The organism is Actinomadura sp. 6N118 (assembly GCF_044326415.1).
In the GTDB taxonomy this organism is placed as follows: domain Bacteria; phylum Actinomycetota; class Actinomycetes; order Streptosporangiales; family Streptosporangiaceae; genus Spirillospora.
Genome location: NZ_JBIRAZ010000019.1, coordinates 92,034 through 111,549 on the forward strand (window position 1 = coordinate 92,034; position 19,516 = coordinate 111,549).

General features: G+C 67.9%; 15 protein-coding genes and 1 pseudogene. 9 read left to right on the forward strand and 7 right to left on the reverse strand.

Features of this window, described 5'->3' with window-relative positions; genetic code table 11:
* Positions 1–49: 49 nt before the first annotated feature.
* From ACH34W_RS38965 to ACH34W_RS38985, 5 genes are all read left to right on the forward strand, one after another.
* Entirely contained in the window at positions 50–1,912 is a 1,863-nt protein-coding gene (locus ACH34W_RS38965; RefSeq protein ID WP_395966207.1) for a lipid II flippase MurJ, read from the forward strand.
* Positions 1,913–1,928: 16 nt separating this feature from the next.
* Positions 1,929–2,660, forward strand: coding sequence for a polysaccharide deacetylase family protein (locus tag ACH34W_RS38970; protein WP_395966208.1), 732 nt, complete (start codon positions 1,929–1,931; stop codon positions 2,658–2,660).
* The gene (locus ACH34W_RS38975) at positions 2,657–3,781 is read left to right on the forward strand and encodes a glycosyltransferase (protein WP_395966209.1); all 1,125 of its coding nucleotides are present in this window, start codon (positions 2,657–2,659) and stop codon (positions 3,779–3,781) included. The genes ACH34W_RS38970 and ACH34W_RS38975 overlap by 4 nt, the downstream gene beginning before the upstream one ends.
* 11 nt (positions 3,782–3,792) lie before the next feature.
* Positions 3,793–4,959 carry a hypothetical protein gene (locus tag ACH34W_RS38980; RefSeq protein ID WP_395966210.1) on the forward strand — a complete coding sequence of 389 codons (1,167 nt, stop codon included), beginning with the start codon at positions 3,793–3,795 and terminating at the stop codon, positions 4,957–4,959.
* A gap of 241 nt (positions 4,960–5,200) precedes the next feature.
* On the forward strand, positions 5,201–6,364 hold the full coding sequence (locus ACH34W_RS38985; RefSeq protein ID WP_395966211.1) for a glycosyltransferase: 1,164 nt from the start codon (positions 5,201–5,203) through the stop codon (positions 6,362–6,364).
* A 933-nt stretch (positions 6,365–7,297) separates the two neighbouring features.
* Here the strand turns inward: ACH34W_RS38985 and ACH34W_RS38990 are convergent.
* Positions 7,298–8,056 (reverse strand): annotated as a pseudogene (locus tag ACH34W_RS38990) (glycosyl hydrolase); the annotation flags it as partial.
* Positions 8,057–8,178: 122 nt separating this feature from the next.
* Between ACH34W_RS38990 and ACH34W_RS38995 the strand changes: the two are divergent.
* Both ACH34W_RS38995 and ACH34W_RS39000 read left to right on the forward strand, forming a co-directional pair.
* On the forward strand, positions 8,179–9,441 hold the full coding sequence (locus ACH34W_RS38995; protein WP_395966212.1) for an ATP-grasp domain-containing protein: 1,263 nt from the start codon (positions 8,179–8,181) through the stop codon (positions 9,439–9,441).
* A 32-nt stretch (positions 9,442–9,473) separates the two neighbouring features.
* A complete protein-coding gene (locus ACH34W_RS39000; protein ID WP_395966213.1) occupies positions 9,474–10,721 on the forward strand; it encodes an NAD(P)/FAD-dependent oxidoreductase in 1,248 nt (415 codons plus the stop codon).
* Positions 10,722–11,205: 484 nt separating this feature from the next.
* On the opposite strand, the gene ACH34W_RS39005 is transcribed toward ACH34W_RS39000, so the two are convergent.
* The 3 genes from ACH34W_RS39005 to ACH34W_RS39015 all read right to left on the reverse strand — a co-directional run bounded on the left by ACH34W_RS39005 (position 11,206) and on the right by ACH34W_RS39015 (position 13,796).
* Entirely contained in the window at positions 11,206–12,111 is a 906-nt protein-coding gene (locus tag ACH34W_RS39005) for an ADP-ribosylglycohydrolase family protein (RefSeq protein WP_395966214.1), read from the reverse strand.
* A gap of 93 nt (positions 12,112–12,204) precedes the next feature.
* Positions 12,205–12,672, reverse strand: coding sequence for a cupin domain-containing protein (locus ACH34W_RS39010; protein WP_395966215.1), 468 nt, complete (start codon positions 12,670–12,672; stop codon positions 12,205–12,207).
* Between the two features lie 140 nt (positions 12,673–12,812).
* On the reverse strand, positions 12,813–13,796 hold the full coding sequence (locus ACH34W_RS39015) for a LysR family transcriptional regulator (protein WP_395966216.1): 984 nt from the start codon (positions 13,794–13,796) through the stop codon (positions 12,813–12,815).
* Positions 13,797–13,810: 14 nt separating this feature from the next.
* Between ACH34W_RS39015 and ACH34W_RS39020 the strand changes: the two genes are divergently transcribed.
* A complete protein-coding gene (locus tag ACH34W_RS39020) occupies positions 13,811–15,076 on the forward strand; it encodes an MDR family MFS transporter (protein WP_395966217.1) in 1,266 nt (421 codons plus the stop codon).
* Positions 15,077–15,172: 96 nt separating this feature from the next.
* Positions 15,173–16,042 (forward strand): alpha/beta fold hydrolase, encoded by an 870-nt coding sequence (locus tag ACH34W_RS39025; RefSeq protein ID WP_395966218.1) that lies wholly within the window; start codon positions 15,173–15,175, stop codon positions 16,040–16,042.
* A gap of 104 nt (positions 16,043–16,146) precedes the next feature.
* On the opposite strand, the gene ACH34W_RS39030 is transcribed toward ACH34W_RS39025, so the two are convergent.
* From ACH34W_RS39030 to ACH34W_RS39040, 3 genes are all read right to left on the reverse strand, one after another.
* Positions 16,147–17,364, reverse strand: a complete 1,218-nt coding sequence (locus ACH34W_RS39030; protein WP_395966219.1) for a serine hydrolase domain-containing protein — start codon at positions 17,362–17,364, stop codon at positions 16,147–16,149.
* A 206-nt stretch (positions 17,365–17,570) separates the two neighbouring features.
* Entirely contained in the window at positions 17,571–17,930 is a 360-nt protein-coding gene (locus ACH34W_RS39035) for a hypothetical protein (protein ID WP_395966220.1), read from the reverse strand.
* Between the two features lie 1,038 nt (positions 17,931–18,968).
* A complete protein-coding gene (locus ACH34W_RS39040; protein ID WP_395966221.1) occupies positions 18,969–19,514 on the reverse strand; it encodes a sortase in 546 nt (181 codons plus the stop codon).
* Between the last annotated feature and the right edge of the window lie 2 nt (positions 19,515–19,516).

Genomic DNA, 19,516 nt, shown 5'->3' on the forward strand with positions numbered 1-19,516 from the left:
CCAGACCAGGAGCGCCGGCAATGGTGACCCCAGACCAGGAGCGTCGGCAATGGTGACGCCGCCGGCCCACCGGCTCGGCCGCGCTTCCTCGATCGGCTGGGCCGCCGGCATCTCCGCCGTGCTGATCTGTTGCGGCACGGCCCTGGGGTTCGTGCGGGACCTGACGATGGCGCACCTGTTCGGAGCCAGCAGCAGCACTGATGCGTTCCTGGTGGCCTGGACGGTGCCCGAAACGATGTCTCCCCTGCTCATCGAGGACGCCATGGCCCTGATCATGGTTCCTGCGGTCGCCCGGCGGTTGCAGCACCCCGACGGCGCCCGGCCGCTGATCGCCGCCGCCCTGCCCCGCCTGGCCGCCGGACTGGCGTTGGCCATGCTGGCAGCCATCCTTGGCGCGTCGCTCCTGGTCGAGGTCCTGGCACCGGGACTGCACGACCCCGGTCCCGCCGTGTTGTGCGTGCGCCTCACCGCCGTCACGATCCTGACCTTCGGGGTCGCCGGGTTCATGAGCGCGACCCTGCGCGCGCACCACTGTTTCGGGCCGCCCGCGAGCATCTACCTCGCCTACAACCTGGGAATCCTTACGGTCATCGCCGCCGGCGCCAGTTCGTTCGGCATCACCAGTGCGGCAGCCGGCGTCGCCTGGGGCAGCGTGTTGATGGTCGCCATACAACTACCGGCATTCCTGAGAGAGCTGCGCAACCCTCCGCAACCTGCTCCCACCGGACCGGCCGAACCCGCCCCTGCCGGTCTGGCCCAACCTGCTACAGCCCGTTCGGCTGAGCCTGCCTCTAACGGTTCAGCCGAACTTGCCTCTGCTGGTCTGACCGAGCCTGCCTCTATCGGTTCAGCCGAGCCCGCCTCTATCCGTTCAGCCGAGCCTGTCTCTGCTGGTCTGACCGAGCCTGCCTGTACGGATCTGGGTGATCCTGATCCTGTTGGTCCGGACGAGGGCGCAGCCACCCGTTCAGCTGAACTGATCTCCGGTCCGGTCGAAGCCGTGCCTGCGCGTTCGGCCGTACCCGTACCCGCCCCCGCGCCTGCGGCAGCCCTTGCGTGGGCCGCTGTCATTCCGGTCGTCGTCTTCACCCTGACGCGCCAGGCGCAGACACTCGCCGAACGGTTCATCGGCTCAAGCCTGGCCGCCGGCTCGATCTCTCACCTCAATTACGCCCAGAAGGTCGCCCAAGTCCCGATGGTGCTGTCCCTGCTCGTAGTGACGGTCACCTTCCCGCGGCTGGCCCGCGACAGTGCGGGAGGTGACACCAGGCAGGTGCGATCCCGCGTCGAGGCCGATCTGGTGATCGCCAGCGCCATCGTGCTGGCGGCCACCGCCTACCTCATCGGATCGGCCCAAGTGATCATCCAGTTGCTGTTCGAACATGGACGATTCACCGCGGCCGACACCACACGCACCGCGACCCTGCTGCAGATCTACTCCCTCGGCCTATGGGGGCAGGCCACACTCGGCGTCTGCGCGCGCGCCTACTTCGCGCAGAGCCAGCCAGGGTGGCGGCCGGCGGCAGCCGTTGCTCTCGGGCCCGCAGTCACCATCGTGCTCGGGGTTGCACTCACCGCCGCCACCGGAGCAGCCGCCCTGGCCGCCGCAAACGCCATCGGCATCACCTTGGCGGCCGCCCCACTACTGGCCGGCTTGCGCACCGGCAGGATCCGGATCTCGTTGCGTGTCGTGGCCGGTGACATCGCCAAACTGGGCGTCGCCGCCGTGTGCGCTGGCGCTGCCGCCACGGCGACCACGGCAGTTCTGGCGCCCCACAGCGCGGCGATCCCGCTCCTCGTCACCAACCTTGCTGTCGTGTGCGCCGTATTCGTCGCGGTGCTGGCTCTGGCGGGCACCACCTGGTCTCCCCTCGGCAACCTGCGCGCGCTCCGATCTCTCCGTTCCGACTAGGACCCATGGGGGGCCGATGAAGAAGAAAGCCACCGAACGCACGCCGACCGTACGGATGCCGCTGGTCCTGATGTACCACTCTGTGGACCGCCGGGGGGACGACCCGCATCTGGTCACGGTGTCGCCCGGTCGTTTCGAACGGCAGATGCGCTGGTTGAAGAGCAGCGGCCGCCGTGGAGTGAGCATGATCGAGCTGCTCGACGCCCAGCGGGCCGGCCAAGCCCGCAAGCTGGTCGGTCTCACGTTCGACGACGGATACGCCGACTTCCTCCGGCACGCCGTTCCGATCCTGGTGCGCTTTGGATTCACCGCCACCGTCTTCGTGGTCACCGAGCGCATCGGCGATGTGAACGCCTGGGACGAGGGGCCGCGCAAACCACTCATGAACGAAGACCAGCTCCGAGCCGTGGTGCGCTGCGGAATGGAGGTCGGTTCGCACGGAGCGCAGCATCGGTCATTGCCCTCGCTTGAGGACGACCGGCTCGAGCAGGAACTCAAACAGAGCCGGGCAACCCTGGAGGAAATCTTGGACCGGCGCGTGCCCGGCTTCGCCTACCCCTACGGGCACGTCGAACCCCGTGTCATCAGCGCGGTCCGGGAAGTCGGGTACGACTACGGCTGCACTATCTGGGGAGAACACCCCGGCCCTCACGCCATCCCCCGTACCTACATCGGCGAAAAGGACGGCCAGCTGCGGCTGGGGGCCAAGCTTGCCCGCCATCACCTGCGCTGGAACGTGCGCCGATGACCAGGGTTCTGCATGTCATCACCGGCTGGAACCGCGGCGGCGCCGAACAACAACTGCTGCTGCTGGCGCAGCACCTTCCGGTGCACTGTGACATCGCGGTGCTCACCCGCACCGGAGACCTCACCCCGGCGGCCCGGGCAGCCGGGATCAACGTGCATCACATCGGAATGCGCAGCAACACAGACCTGCGGGCGGTGCCCCGACTGGCTCGGCTGATGCGTCGTGGCAACTACGACGTGGTGCACACACATCTGTATCGCGCTTGCATCCACGGACGGCTCGCCGCCCGCATCGCCGGGATCCGCAGGGTGATTGCCACGGAGCACTCGCTTGGGGACGGCCACATCGAAGGCCGCCGCACCAGCACTGCGGTACGCCTGCTTTACCGTGCCACCGAATACCTAGGCGAGACCACCATCGCCGTCTCCCCCACTGTGGCCCGCCGCCTGCGTGGCTGGGGCGTACCGGCAAGCCGGCTGCTCACCCTGCCGAACGGGATAGACGCGGAGGCCTTCTCCTTCGACGCGGGGCAGCGCGCCGCGACTCGCGCGCATCTGGGAATCGACCCCGACGAGTTCATCGTGGGATCGGTGGGCCGCCTGGTGGAGACCAAACGCCTGGACGTGCTCATCCGCGCGCTTCCGCACACCGAGCGCGGGCGGCTGCTGATCGTCGGCGAGGGCCCGGCACACACCACCTTGGAACGACTCGCCGCAGCCACCGGGGTGACCGAGCGTGTGATCTTCACCGGAGATCGCGCTGACGTCCCTGCCCTGCTCTCGGCGATGGACCTGTACGCGGCGCCCTCGACGCAGGAGACCTTCGGGATGAGCGTGCTCGAAGCCCTGGCCTGTGGGCTGCCCGTGCTGTATTCGGTATGCCCCGCCCTGACGGACCTGCCTCCCGACTCGGCCCGGCAAGCGCAACGGCTACCACCACGGGAGTCGGCCTGGCGTGCCGCGATCAGCCAGGCCGCCCGGCGGCCGGCCGCTCGCCTGCGTCCCCCGCCGGCCGTCACGCACTACGCCATCACTCGGCAAATCGAACCCCTGGTCCGGCTGTATGAGCACGGGCCGGCGGCGATCAGCTCATCCGTTCCATCCAGCGTTTCTCCAGCGTGAAAGGGCCACAAATGCCTCAACCCCAAACCGACACCACGTCTGCGCTCACCCGTGCGGGGCTGCTGGCAGCAGTAGTCCTGCTCGGGTTGCTGGGCGGCCTCGGCTATGGCGGCCTCAGGCCGACGACCTACAGCGCCCATGCCCACGTGATGGTGACGGCACCGGAGAATGCGGGACCAAGCGCCAACAGTTTCGCCCAGGCCTACGGCCGGCTGGCCACTCTGGCGGAGACGCTGGTACTCGCCACACCACCGCTGTCACCGGCATCCCTGAACAGCGCCCGCAAGCACCTGGAGGTATCGACCTCACCCGATGCCCCGCTGATCCGCCTCACCGGATCTGCTGGGACTCCCGAGCGGGCAGCCACCTTCGCCAACGCCGCGGCCAGCGCTTTGACGCAGTACGGGAACACGCACCGCATCGACACCGGAGTCCGTGTCGTGCTGATGAACACCGCCGCCCCGCCAAAGTTTCCTTCGGGCCCCAACCTGCCGGTCAGTGCGCTGGTCGGAACGGCCGCGGGCGTGCTGCTGGCCATGTTGATCGCCGCCACCGGCTGGGACCGCCGCTGGCCCGGATTCCGGCGTTCCGGCGGCCAGCCACCCTGGCCTCGCCCACGGCCAGCCCACGAGAACGCTCTCGCTGAACGGCATCAACCCGACCCACCCGTACGAGCCGCCCACCCCGACGCCACACAAGAAGCCTCCGCCCAAGCGGCGTCCGTTCAACCGACGCCCGCCCAACCCGCGCCCGTCCAACCGACGCCCGCCCAACCCGCGCCCATCCAACCGACGCCCGCCCAACCCGCGCCCGTCCAACCGACGCCCGTCCAACCCGCGCCTGTCCAACCCGCGCCCGTTCAACCCGCGCCCGTTCAACCGACGCCCGCCCAACCCGCGTCCGCCCAACCCGCGTCCGTCCAAACTGCCTGCGCCCAAGCCGCCCCGGCAGAAGGCGGCCTCGCGGAGGACGAACTGGCCGATGCCAAACCCGGCCAGGCCGTTCCCGTGCAAGGGGATCCTGCGCAAGGGGATCCTGCGCAAGGGGATCCCGCCCCACCTGGCCCTGCACAAGCTAAGAAGGCACGGGCCAAGAAGCCGCGAGCCAAGAATTCCCGAGCCGCAAGGTCACAAGCCGCAAGGTCACAAGCCGCAAGGTCACAAGCTAGGAAGGCATGAGCCAAGAAGTCACCAGCCGCAGACCGGCCCGGCCCAGCAGAGGCGGCGGCGGAGCCGGAGGCTTGGCACGAGGCCACCAGGCGTGGGCATACGGCGCCGGCGCCGTATGCCGGACGTTCCTCACCGGACTCAAGCACCGATGTCGACAAAGTCAAACGACCGGCCTACGGCCAGGTGGCCGCTGATGGCCTCTTGCCCCGGCCCGGCGCACAGTTCCCCCGGCAAAGGGAAAGGGCGAGCGTTGCGCATCCTGCATGTCACTCAGCCGACCACCGGCGGAGTCGCGACCTATGTGGCCCAAGCCGCAACCGAGCAACGGCGGCGAGGCTGGCAGGTCGCGGTCGCCTGCCCGCAGGAGGGGCAGCTAGCTCAGCGGCTCGGGCCTACCGGCATACCAGTGTTGGTCTGGCAGGCTGAACGCGCCCCAGGCCTTCACACCCTGACCGAGGCTTGGCGGCTGCGTCGCATCGTGCAAGCGCTCGCACCCGATGTCGTACACCTGCACTCGGCCAAAGCCGGTCTGGCTGGGCGGCTCCTAAGCCCGCGTCGCCATCGGAAGTACGGGCTCATCTTCCAGCCGCACGGCTGGTCGTGGCTGCCAGGAAGCGCCATGCTCGCCCGAGCCAGCAAAGCTTGGGAGAAGGCAGCGGCGGTGCGCTGCGATGCACTGGTGTGTGTCGGCGAGGGCGAACTGCACCAGGGGCAGAACGTGGGAGTCCGCGGTCCTCTTGTCGTCGTTCGGAACGGAGTCGACCTCAGCACATTCCATCCGTTCAGCCCTGCGGAGCGGCAATCGGCCAGGCTGACTCTCGGCATCCCGGCAGATGTGCCCCTGGCCCTGTGCATCGGCCGCCGCAGCCGACAAAAAGGCCAAGACGTTCTGCTGGCTGCCTGGCCAGCGGTGCTCGCCCGCTGCCCGCAAGCTCGGCTCGCGATCGTTGGGGACTCCGATGGCGACGCCCTGACACCGTCGCGTCCTCAGGCGGAGTCGGTGGAGTTCGTGCCGGCGGTCACCGACTCGCGTCCTTGGCTGGCGGCCTCCAACGTCGTGGTGATGCCCTCGCGGTGGGAAGGGCTGCCGCTGGCCGCGCTGGAGACCCTCGCCGCCGGCCGCAGCCTTGTGGGGACGGCCATCCCCGGGCTGATCGAGGTCGTGACCTGCGGCACGGGCGAACTTGTCCCGGCTGAGGACCCCGATGCGCTGGCCAAGGCCGTGGGTGAACGGCTCGTCGCGCCTGACCTGGCCGACGCCGAAGGCGCTGCAGGCGCACAAATGGCCTCAGTCTTTGACCTCAGCGACACCCTTGACCGGCTCTGCGACCTCACCGCCGCTGTTGCTGCTCGGGGTGGCCGACGTGCCAGATCCGGCGACGGCGTGGCACCCCTGTCGGTGGCCGGGCACTAGCGACGCATCGGGTACCGAGGGGACTGGGCTCGGGCCAGGCGTTGCCATCGGGCTCAACCCGGGTGTCGCTATCGGGGTGACTTCTGCGGTTGCCGATGCGCCGCCACCGCTGGGTGCGGCCGCGGTCTCAGCCGTAGGAGACGAAGCCGGGGTCGTTGTCGCCAATGGCGGCAGAGCGGGCTGCTGCAGCGGAACCTGAGCCGGGATAGCCGCCGTTGGGGACGTCACGGGCGCTACCGGGGGGCCCGGCGTAGGCGATGGCAAAGCCGGTGTTGGCAATGGAGTGGAAGGGGCGGTCGACGGCGTCTGAGGGATCACCGGCGGTGTGGCAGTCGGCGCTGCCGAAGGCGTGAGAGGCGTGGCCGACGCCGTGGAAGGGACTTCCGGCGGCGTGGAAGGGACGGTCGGCGGCATGGCAGGGGTGGCCGATGACGTGGGAGGGACGATTGGCGGCGTGGCGGGGACAGCGGATGACGTGGGAGGTATGGCCTGCGGCGAGGCAGTGAGAACCGACGGTGTGGAAGCGGACGGGGTTGCCGACGGCGCGGGTGGCACAGCCGCCAGTGCGGGTGGCGCAGCCGACTGCGTGGGGGGGACGGCTGACGGGGTGGGGTCGCAGGAGGGGTCGGGCGTGGGACTGGAAACATTGCCCAGCTGGCCCCCGAAGAGGCTCCGGTAGGCCGCGGACGCACCGGGATTCTCGGCGGCGCATTGCCACACCCCGTGCGGGCAATAATCGGTGACCGTCTGATAGAGAACGTTGTGAGACGCCATCCATTTATACATTCCTTCGACATAATCTGAATTGTCGGAGTTGTGGAACAATCCCCATTCGGGGAACGATATCGGTTTCCGGTGGGCGGCGGCGAAGTCGGCCTGGGCTTGCAGTCCGTACGGCTCCTTGATGAAATCCGCGAAGGATTGCCCACGAGGCTGGTCATAACTGTCCGAACCGATGATGTCGACGACGTCATCGCCGGGATAGCACTCCGTCCACGGTATGGCGTCGAGGCCGCGCGTGGGGTTGAAGTCAAAGCGGAACCGGGCGCCGGTGACCGATCGCATCGTCTGGACGATCCGGCGCCAATACACCTTCCACATCGCGGGATCGGGACGGCAGCGGCCGCTGTAGGTGGTGCCGTTCATTTCCCATCCGGGAATGATGATCGAATCCGGCACTCCGGCATTTACCAGACGCTCGGCGAGCCGCCGGAAGTGCTCGTCGAATCTGCCGGACGCACCCGCGCGCAGGAAGGACGCCACGACGGCATCGGGCATCATCACCTCGTTCGGTGCGACCATCGGCACGTTGACCACGAGCAGGCGGGACGGGTCCTCGGCCCGCCACTGCGCCCACGGGGTGATGATCTCCGGCGGACCTTCGATCCCCGCCCAGGTCTCTCCGGGGAGATAGGTATGCCCGACTTTGAACGGCGAGCCAAGCCATTTTTCAAACCCGCCTATTCTCGCGACCCCTTCGGCGCCAGAGCCCAAGAATGCCCCCAGCGGAGGGTTTGAGGCGACGGGAGTGCGTGCCCTGCTTGTTGACGCATCCGTTGTGACGCACGAGCTGACTGCCATCGCAGCAAAAATCGAAGCACAGGTCGTACCACTTTTAAGGAAACTCAGGAGTTGTCGCTTCCGTCCTCCATAGAATCGTCCATAGGCGGGGCGTATGTGGTCAGGCGCCATGCGTACCGTATGCCCGGCGGGCGTTGCGACGAACTGTCGCACCCCGGTGCCGTGAAAATATTTTGCTCGCTCTATAGGTGCCTCGCATATGTACAGAATTAGGAGAATTGGCCAGATGTCCCATGCTGCGTGATTCCCCGCAGTCGGCCGAGCCCCAACTCGACTGCCGGCTGCCCGTTCTGCTGCTGCGCACCAATCGATATCCCTTGCATCACGGCACTTTGGCGGCCATCAGGTCACTGGGCCGGGCCGGCGTCGAGGTCCACGCCATTCTCGAACCCGGCATCACTCCCGCCGGCACCTCGCGATACCTGCACCGCTGCCACGGCTGGGGCCCGCCTCCCCACCTCGGAGACTCGCTGGCCAGATACCTGGACGGCATCGCCACGCGGATCGGCCGCCCCACCCTGCTGATTCCGCTGGACGACGCCGGTGCGATCTACATCGCCGAGAACGCCGCTGAGTTGAAGACCAGGTTCGTCTTCCCGCCGCAGTGGCCGAGCACCCCCCGCATGGTCGCCGACAAGGCGACGCTGCTGGAGGCCGGGCGGCGGAACGGCATCGCCATGCCGCCCAGCCGGACTCCCGCCACCGGCGCCGAGCTCCGCGAAGCCGTCGACGTGCTCGGCCTACCCTTGATCGCCAAATGGGCACGGCCCTGGCTCCTGCCGACCGGCCTGCGCAGCACCATGCTGGTGACGACGCTCCAGCAGGCGCAACGCCTGCTGGCCAGGACACACGACCCGGCGAGCCAGGCGGCAGGTCCCTTGATCCTGCAGCGCCGCATTCCGCCCGCGGGAGGCGACTGGTTCTTTCACGGGTACTTCGACGCGTCCTCCAAATGCCTGTTCGGCGGCACCGGGCGCAAGCACGTGGCCAGGCCCGCCCACGCCGGTCACACCGTCGCCGGGGAATGGGTGCTCAATCCCCGCCTGGAACGGCTCGCGCACGAGATCGTCGGCGCCCTGAGCTACACCGGTCTGGTCGACCTGGACTTCCGCCTCGACACCGACGGCGCCGATTGTTCCGACCCCTACCAGGGCACCTACCACCTGCTGGACTTCAACCCCCGGCTCGGCGCGCAGTTCCGCCTCTTCCAGGATCGCCAGTGTCTCGACCTCGTCCGGGCCCTGCACCTGGACCAGTCAGGACGCGGCGTACCGCGGCCGCGCCCGGCGCCGGGACGGACCTTGATCGTGGAGAACCAGTACGCGCAGCACACGCTCGCCACGTTCACCCGCCCCTTCAGCACGATCCGCCGAGGTCGCCGAGCCGACGAACTGGCCTGGTGGGCAGCCGACGACCCCCGTCCGTTCTTCGTCATGGGAAAGCTCAGCCTGGCAGGTGCCCTGACCCGCGCACGACCAGGCGGCCGCCGCCGCTGACGCGTTCATCCCGCATTTCAGGAAGGAACCTCGTGAACGACTCACTCATCGACACTCTGATCGTCGGGGCGGGACCCTACGGCCTGTCGATCGCGGCCCACGCGCAGGCGCGCGGGCTCAGCGTCCGCGTCATCGGGACACCGATGGACTTCTGGCAACATCACATGCCCGCCGGCATGCTCCTGAAATCCGAGCCGTTCGCGTCCAACCTCAGCTCACCCGCACCCGGCAGTTCCTTCCTCGACAGGCATCCCGGCTGGTCGATGGGCCAGCCGATTCCGCTGAAGCAGTTCATCTCCTACGGCGAATGGTTCGCCGAGCACGCGGTCCGCGGCATTGAGAAGGTCCAGGTCGAGCATGTCCAGGCCACTAACCCCGGCTTTATCGCGACCTTGAGCACCGGCGAGGAAGTCCGGACCCTGACCGTCGTCATCGCCATCGGTGTGCGCCAGTTCGCCCATGTGCCTGCACAATTGAGCGGCTTGCCCCGTGAGCTCCTCACACACAGCGTCGAGCATCACGATCTCAGCCGATTCGCCGACCGCGAAGTCACGGTTGTCGGCGGAGGGCAATCGGCATTGGAAACCGCAGTCCTGCTGGCCGAGGCAGGGGCGCGCCCCACCGTTCTCTCCCGCAAAGACCAACTGGCCTGGAACGCGGTCCCCCAGCCCGACCCTTCGTGGGTCAGCAGAGCCTTCCGCGGTCCCCAATCCGGCCTTGGGCGTGGATGGCGGACCTGGCTCTGGTCAGAACACCCCGCCACGACTCGTGCGCTGCCCGACCGGACGCGCCAGAGGATCGTGAAGAACACAATGGGCCCGGCCGGCGCCTGGTGGCTGAGGGAACGCATGGGCCACAGCGTCACACTCCGCCTGGGCGAACGTATCGTCGAAGCCGGCGCCAGCAACGGCAGAGCCCGCTTCTCGACCGTCACCAGTCACGGCGGCATCCACCTGTCCCAGACCGACCACATCATCGCCGCGACCGGCTACGTCCCCGACATCGACAAGATCACGATCCTGGACCCGAAGCTCCGCCGGCGCCTGCAGTTGCGGCACCGATCGCCCGCCCTGTCACGCCACTTCGAGAGCTCCGTCCCGGGTCTCTACTTCGCCGGCCTCACAGCCGCCGCGAGTTTCGGTCCGGTGATGCGCTTCGTACACGGCAGTTCCTTCGCCGCCCAGCGCATCGCCGAAAACCTCGCCAAACAACGCCGGACGACCCCACCCAAAACCGTCGTCCCGTCGTCCCAGGCCGACAAGAGCGTGGCAACGAAATAACCAGAGCCGCCGCAGGGGGCGCCGCCGCACAACGCGGTCGGCGCCCCACGCATCATTCCGCGTGAGACAACTGCCCGACTCCTGAGTGTCTGCCGCTCCCACAGGCCCGCCCAACGGCTCGGTCTGCGCGACTGCCACACCGTTCTCGCAGAGAACCATTGCTGGCCTTGAGCGGGCTCGGTGCCACACCAGGGATTCCTGGTGCGCGAAACCGGGGAGACCTGCATCGATGTCTCTCGTAGGTCGCAGAAGGGCTCCGCCTCCGCCCGAGCCAACGCCGGAGCCACGCTTCCCACTGCTCCCTCTGCCACCAGGAGAATCCGTGCCCGCTCGTGACAAGGAGACCAGCCTCAGCCCTCCGCGCGTGTTCGGATTCGCACGACGCTGGTCGCTTGAGCTCTACGCGCGCTGGTGCTGGCGGCGTGGTCAGCGACATGCCCGCAGGCGCGCCTGAACGTTCCGTTCACGTCGCTGCTCGGCAGGGTCAGGCAGGATCCGATGCTGTCTCCAGCCAACTGGGCAGCGGTTCTCGAGAGTCGATCCACGCGGCGGGAATGCCGTCAATGCCCGTTCTGATGGCGACGACGCCGCCGACGATTGCGGCGGTGGTGTCCATGTCACCGCCGACTGCGACGCAGGCACGGATTGCGGCTGGATAGTCATTGAGGTGCCGAGCGGCCACCCAGAGCGAAAAGGGCACGGTGTCCTGGGCAGTGATCCGGGAGCCATTGCCAAGCGCATGCGCCGCTTGCTCCGGGGTGGCCTCCGGGAGTTTGCGGGCTTGCTCAAGGCCACGACGAACGTAGGTCCCGGGAGTGTGATCGAGGGCGGCTTCGAGCAGAGCCTCGGCGGTGCAGTCGGCAACGGCGGTGCAGTCGGTAACGATGGAGGCGGCCACGGCCACGGCTACCGCGCCGGCGATTCCTTCGCTGTGGGAGTGGGTGATCTCGGCCTGCAGGGTGGCTTCGCTGGCTGCACGTGCGGGGTCGCCGTTGAAGTACGCGGCCAAGGGGGCGACGCGCATGGCGGCGCCGTTCCCGAACGAGCCGTTGCCGCCGAAAGACTCGACCGAGGCTGCCCGCCAAGGGTGTCCGTCACGGATGCGTTCAAGGAGTTCGAGGGCCCCTGCCCCATAACGACGCCCCATGTCGAGACGCGTGGCGAAGGCGGCAGCGAGAACATCCTGGTCGATGCGCCCATTGGCCTCCAGGCACGAGACGACCGAGCAGGCCATTTCCGTGTCATCGCTCCACTCCCAGGGCGGCGGAGGGTCATCCGTCGCCGTCAGGTGGCGATTGGCATGAAGGAAGAACTGGTCGCCGAACGCGTCACCGACCGACAGGCCTGTCAGCGAGGTGCGCATCATCATGGTCCGCTCGGAGTGGTCCATATCGGTCAGCCTATGGGGGCTGTCCGTCGACGTCCGCGCCGAATCCGCGGAGGAGCGGATGGCGCGCGCCGCATACGGCGCGCGCCACGCACCTCAGGCCGGTGGTCTCATCTCCACGCCGTACCGGGCCCCTGCGGCGATGAGCCGCTCCATGTCCGGGGCCTCGGCCGACGGCGGCAGATCACGGACGGGCGCCCGTTCACCGACCTCCGCGAAGAACTTGTCGATGTTGGCGCCCGGCGTGTACACGACGAGCACCCGCGCGAGGCTGGTCGGTTCGAAGTTCTCCAAGACTCCAGCGGGAACCTGGAAGATCGAGCCCGGCTCCCCCTCAACCGTCTCCTCTCCGATGTGGTACAGGATCGTGCCGTCCAGGACGTACACGGTTTCGGCACTTGGATGGGTGTGGGGCGGCGGTCCCCCGCCCTCGGGGATGGTCATCTGCATGATGACCATCTCGCCGTCCGACTCCTCACTCGACACCTTGACCTCGTAGAGGCCGCCGAGGAACCAGAAGGCGTCTCCCTCGGCCGGTTTGCGTGCTACTACGGTGGCTGCCATGTGATCCCCCTTCTCACATGTCTCACCTCTACCCTGACCAGGCAGGACGCGAACGTCGGAGGCGTGGGCGACCACCGCCTCGCTCGTCTGCGCCACGGTAGAAGCCGGTGCAGCGATCAAACAGCCCAGTATTCGGTGGCCTAGCTGTGGTCGGCTGCGGCCGGCAGGGGCTGCTCGGTCAGGTCGGCGGCGACCTCGACGGCGATCTCGATCGCCCGTGCGGCCAGTGGGGACTGGGAAGAAATGGCCGGCCAGTGGAGGTAGATCCCACGGGTCGGTGCCGGCCGCAATTCGTGGAGGGCGAGCCGGTCGTCGAACCGGGTGCCGGATCCGTGGAGGGCAAGGCGCGGCAGCACCGCCCATCCCAGCCCGGCTCGCACCATCGACAGGATCGTCTCGTTGCCCGGGGAGCGAAAGACGATCTGCGGTCGTGCACCGGCATCGGCGAGTGCCGGGTCCATCCACACCTGGTCGCAGGTTGCATGGCAGCCCACCATCGGTCTGCCATCGAGCCGCTTCAGCGATACCGGGCCATCGGGGAGGTCGCCCGGCCGGGCCACCAGCAGGTAGGGATCGTCGACCAGCTTGACGTGCTCGAGGTCGCCGTCGAGTGGCCCGTCGGAGAACAGCAGGTCCAGGTCGCCGATCTGTGGATCCGGTGGCATATCGGACAGCCTGATCTCGCAGCCGGGGTGCTCGTCACGCAGCCGGCGCATGACCGACGGCAGGATCACGTTGGACACGCTCTGGAACGTGCCTATGTCGATCCGGCCATCGCCGGCCTTGAATCGCTCAACGGCATCGGCCAGCGCCTCGGCCTTCGCCAGCACCTCGCGTCCCTGTTCGAGGACGACGGCGCCGAGCGGCGTGATCCGTACCGGCCTGGGACCGCCCGGCCGGTCGAACACCGGGCCGCCAACGGACTTCTCCAACGCGGCGATCTGCTGACTGATCGTCGACTGGGTGTAGCCGAGCCGCGCGCCCGCCCGTCCGAACGTGCCCTCCTCAACGATGGCGACCATCGTCGCCAGGTGCCGCAGTTCCACATCGACCATGAGCCCAAGTATAGCTTCTGGCGATCGACTCGATCGGAAACAATCGCTTTTCTCGATGCGAAGGCGCATCTAACGTCAGCGGCATGACAACGCACAGCACACAGGCTCCTGTCACGCCGGCGATCGAACTCCGATCGCCTCGGGTGCGGTTGAGGCAGTCGAGCTTGGTATGGGCGCTCACGGCCACGCACTTCGTGAGCCGGGCCGGCGGGGTGGCGCGGGCGTTCCTGGTGCTCTATCTGACCCAGGAACGGGGACTCTCGCCGACGACGGCCGGAGCGGTGATCGCGGCGGTCGGCGCCGGAGATATCGTGTCGCAGCTGTTGGGCGGCTGGCTGGGCGACCGGATCGGTCGACGCAACACCATGCTGGTCGGGTTCTTGGGCACAGCCGTCGCGCTGGTCGCGCTCGGCTCGGCGGAAACGATGCCGGCGATCTGTGCGGCTGCCGTCGGTGTGGGGCTGATGGCGGAGCTGTTCCGCCCGGTGGGATCGGCTGCCGTGGCGGACCTGCCTGCGCAGGAGCGGATCCGTGCCTTTGGTTTGCTCTTCTGGGCGGCCAATCTTGGCTTCACGGTCTCGACGGTGGCCGCTGGGGTCCTGGTCCGACAGGGGTACGGCATCCTGTTCTGGATCAATGCAGCGGCCTCAGTCCTCGCGGCGTTCATCGTGTGGCGGCACGTTCCCGAGACCCGTCCGTCGACGCCGAAAGCGACCCGGCGGGCGCTGCTGCCAGTCCTCCTGCGCGATCCGGTGATGCTCGCCATGGTGGCGATCCACGTTGTCTACTTCGCAACGTTCCTGCAGGTGTTCTCGACGCTCCCGCTCGTCATGGCCGCCGACGGCCACGGTCCAGGGACATTCGGTGCGGTGCTCGCCCTGAACGGGATCGTGATCGTCCTCGTCCAGCCGATCGCGGTACGGCTGCTCGACGGTCGCGACAGAGCCTCGATTCTGGCGGTGTCCATGCTGCTGGCGGGCATCGGCGGCGGATTCGGCGCTGTCGTGCACAGCGGCGCCGGCCATGCCGGGGCGATCCTCGTGTGGACCCTCGGCCAGATCGGCGTCTCCGTCATGTTCGGCGCCACCTTTGCCGACCTCGCGCCGGCCGACCTACGCGGCCGGTACATGGGCGTCGCCTCCGCCACGTGGAGCCTGGGAGCCGTACTGGGACCACTGCTCGGCACCGCGCTGCTCGACCACGCTGGGCGAACCGCGCTGTGGGCGGCATGCTCGGCGACCGGGCTCGCTCTGTTCGCCGCCCAGCAGGCTGTCGCCCCCGCCCTGCGCCGCCGAACCTCCGCCCCGGCTGCGTCATTCAAGCCGCGACAGCCGATCCACAAGTCTTGACCATCCCTCTCCTGCTGCGACCTCTGGCTGACGCGTTCGGGTCATCCGCAGGAGCGTACGAAATTCTCTTTACCTGTAACCATCTGGAGGAATGTGATGTCGAGCAGCGAGCAGATCGTCAAGGCCAACGGCGTGGAACTGTGCGTGGAGTCGTTCGGCGACCCGGCCGATCCGGCCATCCTGCTGATCCATGGCGCGGCCCACTCCCTGCTGGCGTGGGAGGAGGAGTTCGTAGCCCGGCTCGTCGCCGGGGGCCGGCAGGTGATCCGGTATGACAGCAGGGACGCGGGCCGTTCGACCGGCTACCCGGCCGGATCACCCGCCTACGGGCTCGGCGACCTGGTCGCCGACGCCGCCGCGCTGCTCGACGTGCTCGGCATCACCGCCGCGCACGTCGTGGGCATGTCGCAGGGTTCCGCGGTCGCCCAGCTCCTGGCCCTCGACCACGCCGACCGGGTGGCCTCACTGACGCTCGCCTCCTCCACACCCGGCGGCCCCGGCCACCAGCACCCCGACCTGCCAGCGGTGTCGCAGGAGATCCAGGAGCTCTTCGCCAACGAGCCCGACGAGCCCGACTGGTCCGACCGGGCCGCGGTCATCGACTATCTGGTCGAGGCCGAACGCCCCTTCGCCGCGCACTCCCGCCCGTTCGACACCGACGGCATGCGCGCGGCGGCCGAACGCGTCGTCGACCGGACCACCGACATCGCCGCACAGCTGACCAACCCGTTCATGATCGACGCGGGCGAGCCCTGGCGAGGGCGGCTCGGCCAGATCGGCGCTCCGACGCTGGTGCTGCACGGCACTGAAGACCCGATGTTCCCGATCGGCCACGGCCGCGCGCTTGCGGCTGAGATCCCCGGCGCCCGCTTCATCCCTCTGGAGCAGACGGGCCACGAGGTCTTCCCCAGGCACACATGGGACATTGTCATCCCGGCGATCCTCGACCACACCGCGAGCCGCTGACATGATCGCCATCGCGCTGGGGGCGAGCCTCGGCTAGGTGCGACGTGACTGGCTGAGGGTCGTCTTCTCTGGTCGGGTAGCCGGGACGCATCACTGCGTCCCGGCTACCCGGCATCGCCTCCACCCGGGCCGAGACTGCCGCGCCGCGCCTCGCACAGCGCCGTCTGAACGGTGGCCTTGATGTCGTCGCTCTGCGCGTCCGGGCCACCCGGGCCGAGGTTGGCCATGACCGTCGCTTGCCTGCCGTCGACCGTGGCACCGCCTGCGGTCTCAAATCCGAAGAAGTCACCGGTGTGCCCCCAGTAGATGCCGCCACAGGGCAGTTGCCTGCTCTCCAAGCCGAGACCGTACTCCCGGCCCTTGGTGTTGGTTGGCCGGGTCTTCATCATCTGCCGGAGCTGGGCCGGGCGCAGCAGCCTGCCGCGTACGAGCGCGTCCAGGAACCGGTTGACGTCGTGGCCGCTGGAGATCAGCTCGGCGCCCGCGCCCCCGATCGAGGGGTTGATCGCGGTGATGTCGATGAGCGGCGCGTTTTCACCTGGCCGTGCGTACCCGCGCGGGTGCGGTTTGGGGATCGCCGGGCCGTCGCCCGGCGCGTACGTCTCACGCAGCCTGAGAGGCTTGATGATGCGCCGGTCGATCTCCTCACCGTAGGAGTGGCCGGTCACCCTTTCGGTGATCATCCCAGCCAGCAGGTAGCCCGTGTTTGAGTAGGCCCAGCCCTTGCCGGGCTTGAAGGTCGGCTCGTGGGCGAGCGCGATGTTCACCAGGTCGCGAGGGTCCCGGTGGGCGAGCGGATCCTTGAGTACGTCCTGCGGGTTGAGATATTTGACGACGTCGGGCAGGCCGCTGGTGTGCTGGAGCAGCTGTCGGACAGTGATCAACCGCCCGTCGTTGCCGTTCCCGCGGACGACGCCGGGCAGGTAGCGCTCCACCGGTGCGTCGAGGACGACGCGGCGCTCTCCCACCAGCTGGAGTACGACCGTCGCCACGAACGGCTTGGTCATGCTGCCGATCCGGAACTTGCTGTCGCGGTGCACCGGCGCGCGGCTCTTCACGTCCGCGACACCGCTGGTCAGCACCGAGCTGCCGCGCCGGTTCCGCATCTCGACGAGCGCTCCGGGTGCGCCGTCGACCGTGGTCAGCCGGTGCAGGAGCTCGCGCAGCCGAGCGTGGTCCCCGGCATGGGTGGATCCGGCGGCGGTGACAGCCGCGGCGGCGTTCCGCCGCGACACGTCGTCGCCGGCCAGCGCGTCCGCTGTGACTCCCGCCGCCACCGCCAGTGCGAGTGCGCCACCCAGCGCACCCTTGTACTTGATCACGTGCGCTCCCTTGATCGTGAGAGCCAACACGCTAGGGATCGCGATGTTCGACGCGCGTCACCCGCGATAGCCACCGTTCGCGTCATACCGAAGGTGGAGACGCCTAGGTCAGAGGGCCCGCACCTCCCCTCGCCACCACCACGGGGGCCCGCTGGTCTGCCGCGTGGATGAGCCCGAAGGTGTCCTGGCGGTGCATCACCCCACCGTCAGCCGGCGTGAGGTCTCGTCGGTCCCTCGGCCGGCTCGGGGTGAACTCCGGGCTTCGATGGCTGATTGGTGATGGCGAGCAACATGGCCAGCACCTTGTCCTGGTCGTGCGCCAGCTTGTCCAGCCGGGTCCAGATCTGGTTCAGCATCAACACCATGATCCCGAGGATCTCCACGGCGAGCAGGAAAATGGTCCCGCGCTCGTTGATGAAGGCGGTGGCCAGATTCGACACCAGCACGATCGCCCCCACGATCACCAGAAAGACCAGGATGTGGTTCCACATCTTGGATTCCATCGACCGGTAGTGGTCCTGCAGGTCAGCCGCAGGCCGATACTCCACCCTGAACCGGTTGGACATCGCCATCACCCCTCTCACAGCCGGAGCGAGACCGGACCGGGGTCTCCCGGGCAGCTGCCCATGTCCAGCCGGGCTACGGCCTACAGACGCGGTTAACCAGCACACTTGGCAAGGGGTAGAGCCCCCCGTGACGGGAGGCCCGGTGAGGGAGCGGCCGCGAGGAGCAAGCTGCCGACCAGTCCGCGCACTGCCACCTCCTCGCTGTGACGATCTTCCGGAGATACGACCAATGACATAGAGTCTCTCCGCAGCTACGCAAAGTAAACAAGGGTTGGCCGACGTCCAGGCGATCAGGGGGACGCGGCCCTAGGCGGGGCCGGTCCCAGGGAGGAGCACCCGCCCGGGTACGACCCTTCCCTGGGCCCGGCCCTGCCAGTTGAGGTGCGGACCGCGGGGGTCGGACTGGGCGGCCCACACTGGATCCCTCCACAACGGAGTACCAGTCCGGACCTCCCCCGGCTCGCTTACGGCAAAACCGAGTTCGGCGCGTCTCCTACCAGGGGAAAGTGACAGTAACCATTCAGTCAGTCACAGTGAGTTGACGTCTGAGTCCTGGCCACGCACCTGCGACATGTGGCTGCGGTCTCGTTCAGCGTGGGCATGGTCACCACCAGCACCCGGACATGGCACTGCGGTCGAAGGTGTCGGCCGAGGTCGTGGGGGCAACTGCGGGAAGGCAAGCCACTGGCAGCGCACGCGAAATTATCGCGATGTGGACCGAGGGCTGCTTGGCTTCCTGTACCGCGCCGCCTTCACCGCTGGGCGACGTGCCGCCTACGTCAGGTTGGAGGCCCTTTGCCGAGCACGCCGCCCCCATTCGACCGCACCGGAGCGGAGGTGACGCCAAACACCCTCTGCCCCCAACCATTCGTTCCCTGCAGCTCACCAAGGCCACCCGCGCATAGGGCAAAAACGACCCAATGTCTGCCACGGCCTGGTAGCCCGGGGGTGGCTGGTGCCCGATGGGCATACCGCTGCGTCAGTGAACGGCCTCCGCCGGACACGGCACGTCCCGGTCTCCAGCCGCCGAGAAGAGGTTCACGGACCTTGGGTGACGTACGGTGCCCTGGCGGTGGCTACCAATTCGCCTATGACCACTAGCCTTTTTGCGTCACTTCCCATGGGGTGGCAGGTGATCAGGGAAACGTAACTTCTCTTCGGTGTTCTTCCTGCCCGGAACGGAACCGGGTGTAGGACGTTTGTTCGGGAGGGAGAGATGATACGAATGCGGCGAACTACGTAGCGGAATGCACGTGACCTGATCTTGAATATGATCAAGTCTCCCTTGGTCAGGCGATTGAGCTTACGGAAGGGGGCTCGGCCGGTGGTTCGGTGCCCCAGTAGCGCCACGTTTCCTGGCTGTCCTGGCTTGGCAGTGCCGGGGTAGTGTCCGATGGCGCGTCTCAGTCTGGCTTTGGCGACGCCTTCGCGGACCCTCTCAGAGAGTCCGATCCTTGGGATTACGAGAGTGGCGATGGTGGATGCGGCTGTGCGATCGCCGACCGCTTGTGGTGCACTCACAGCCACCGTGGCCGTAAAGAGCACCGCGGTCCAAAGGAAGCGCAACGAGAGTCTGGAGCTCATTT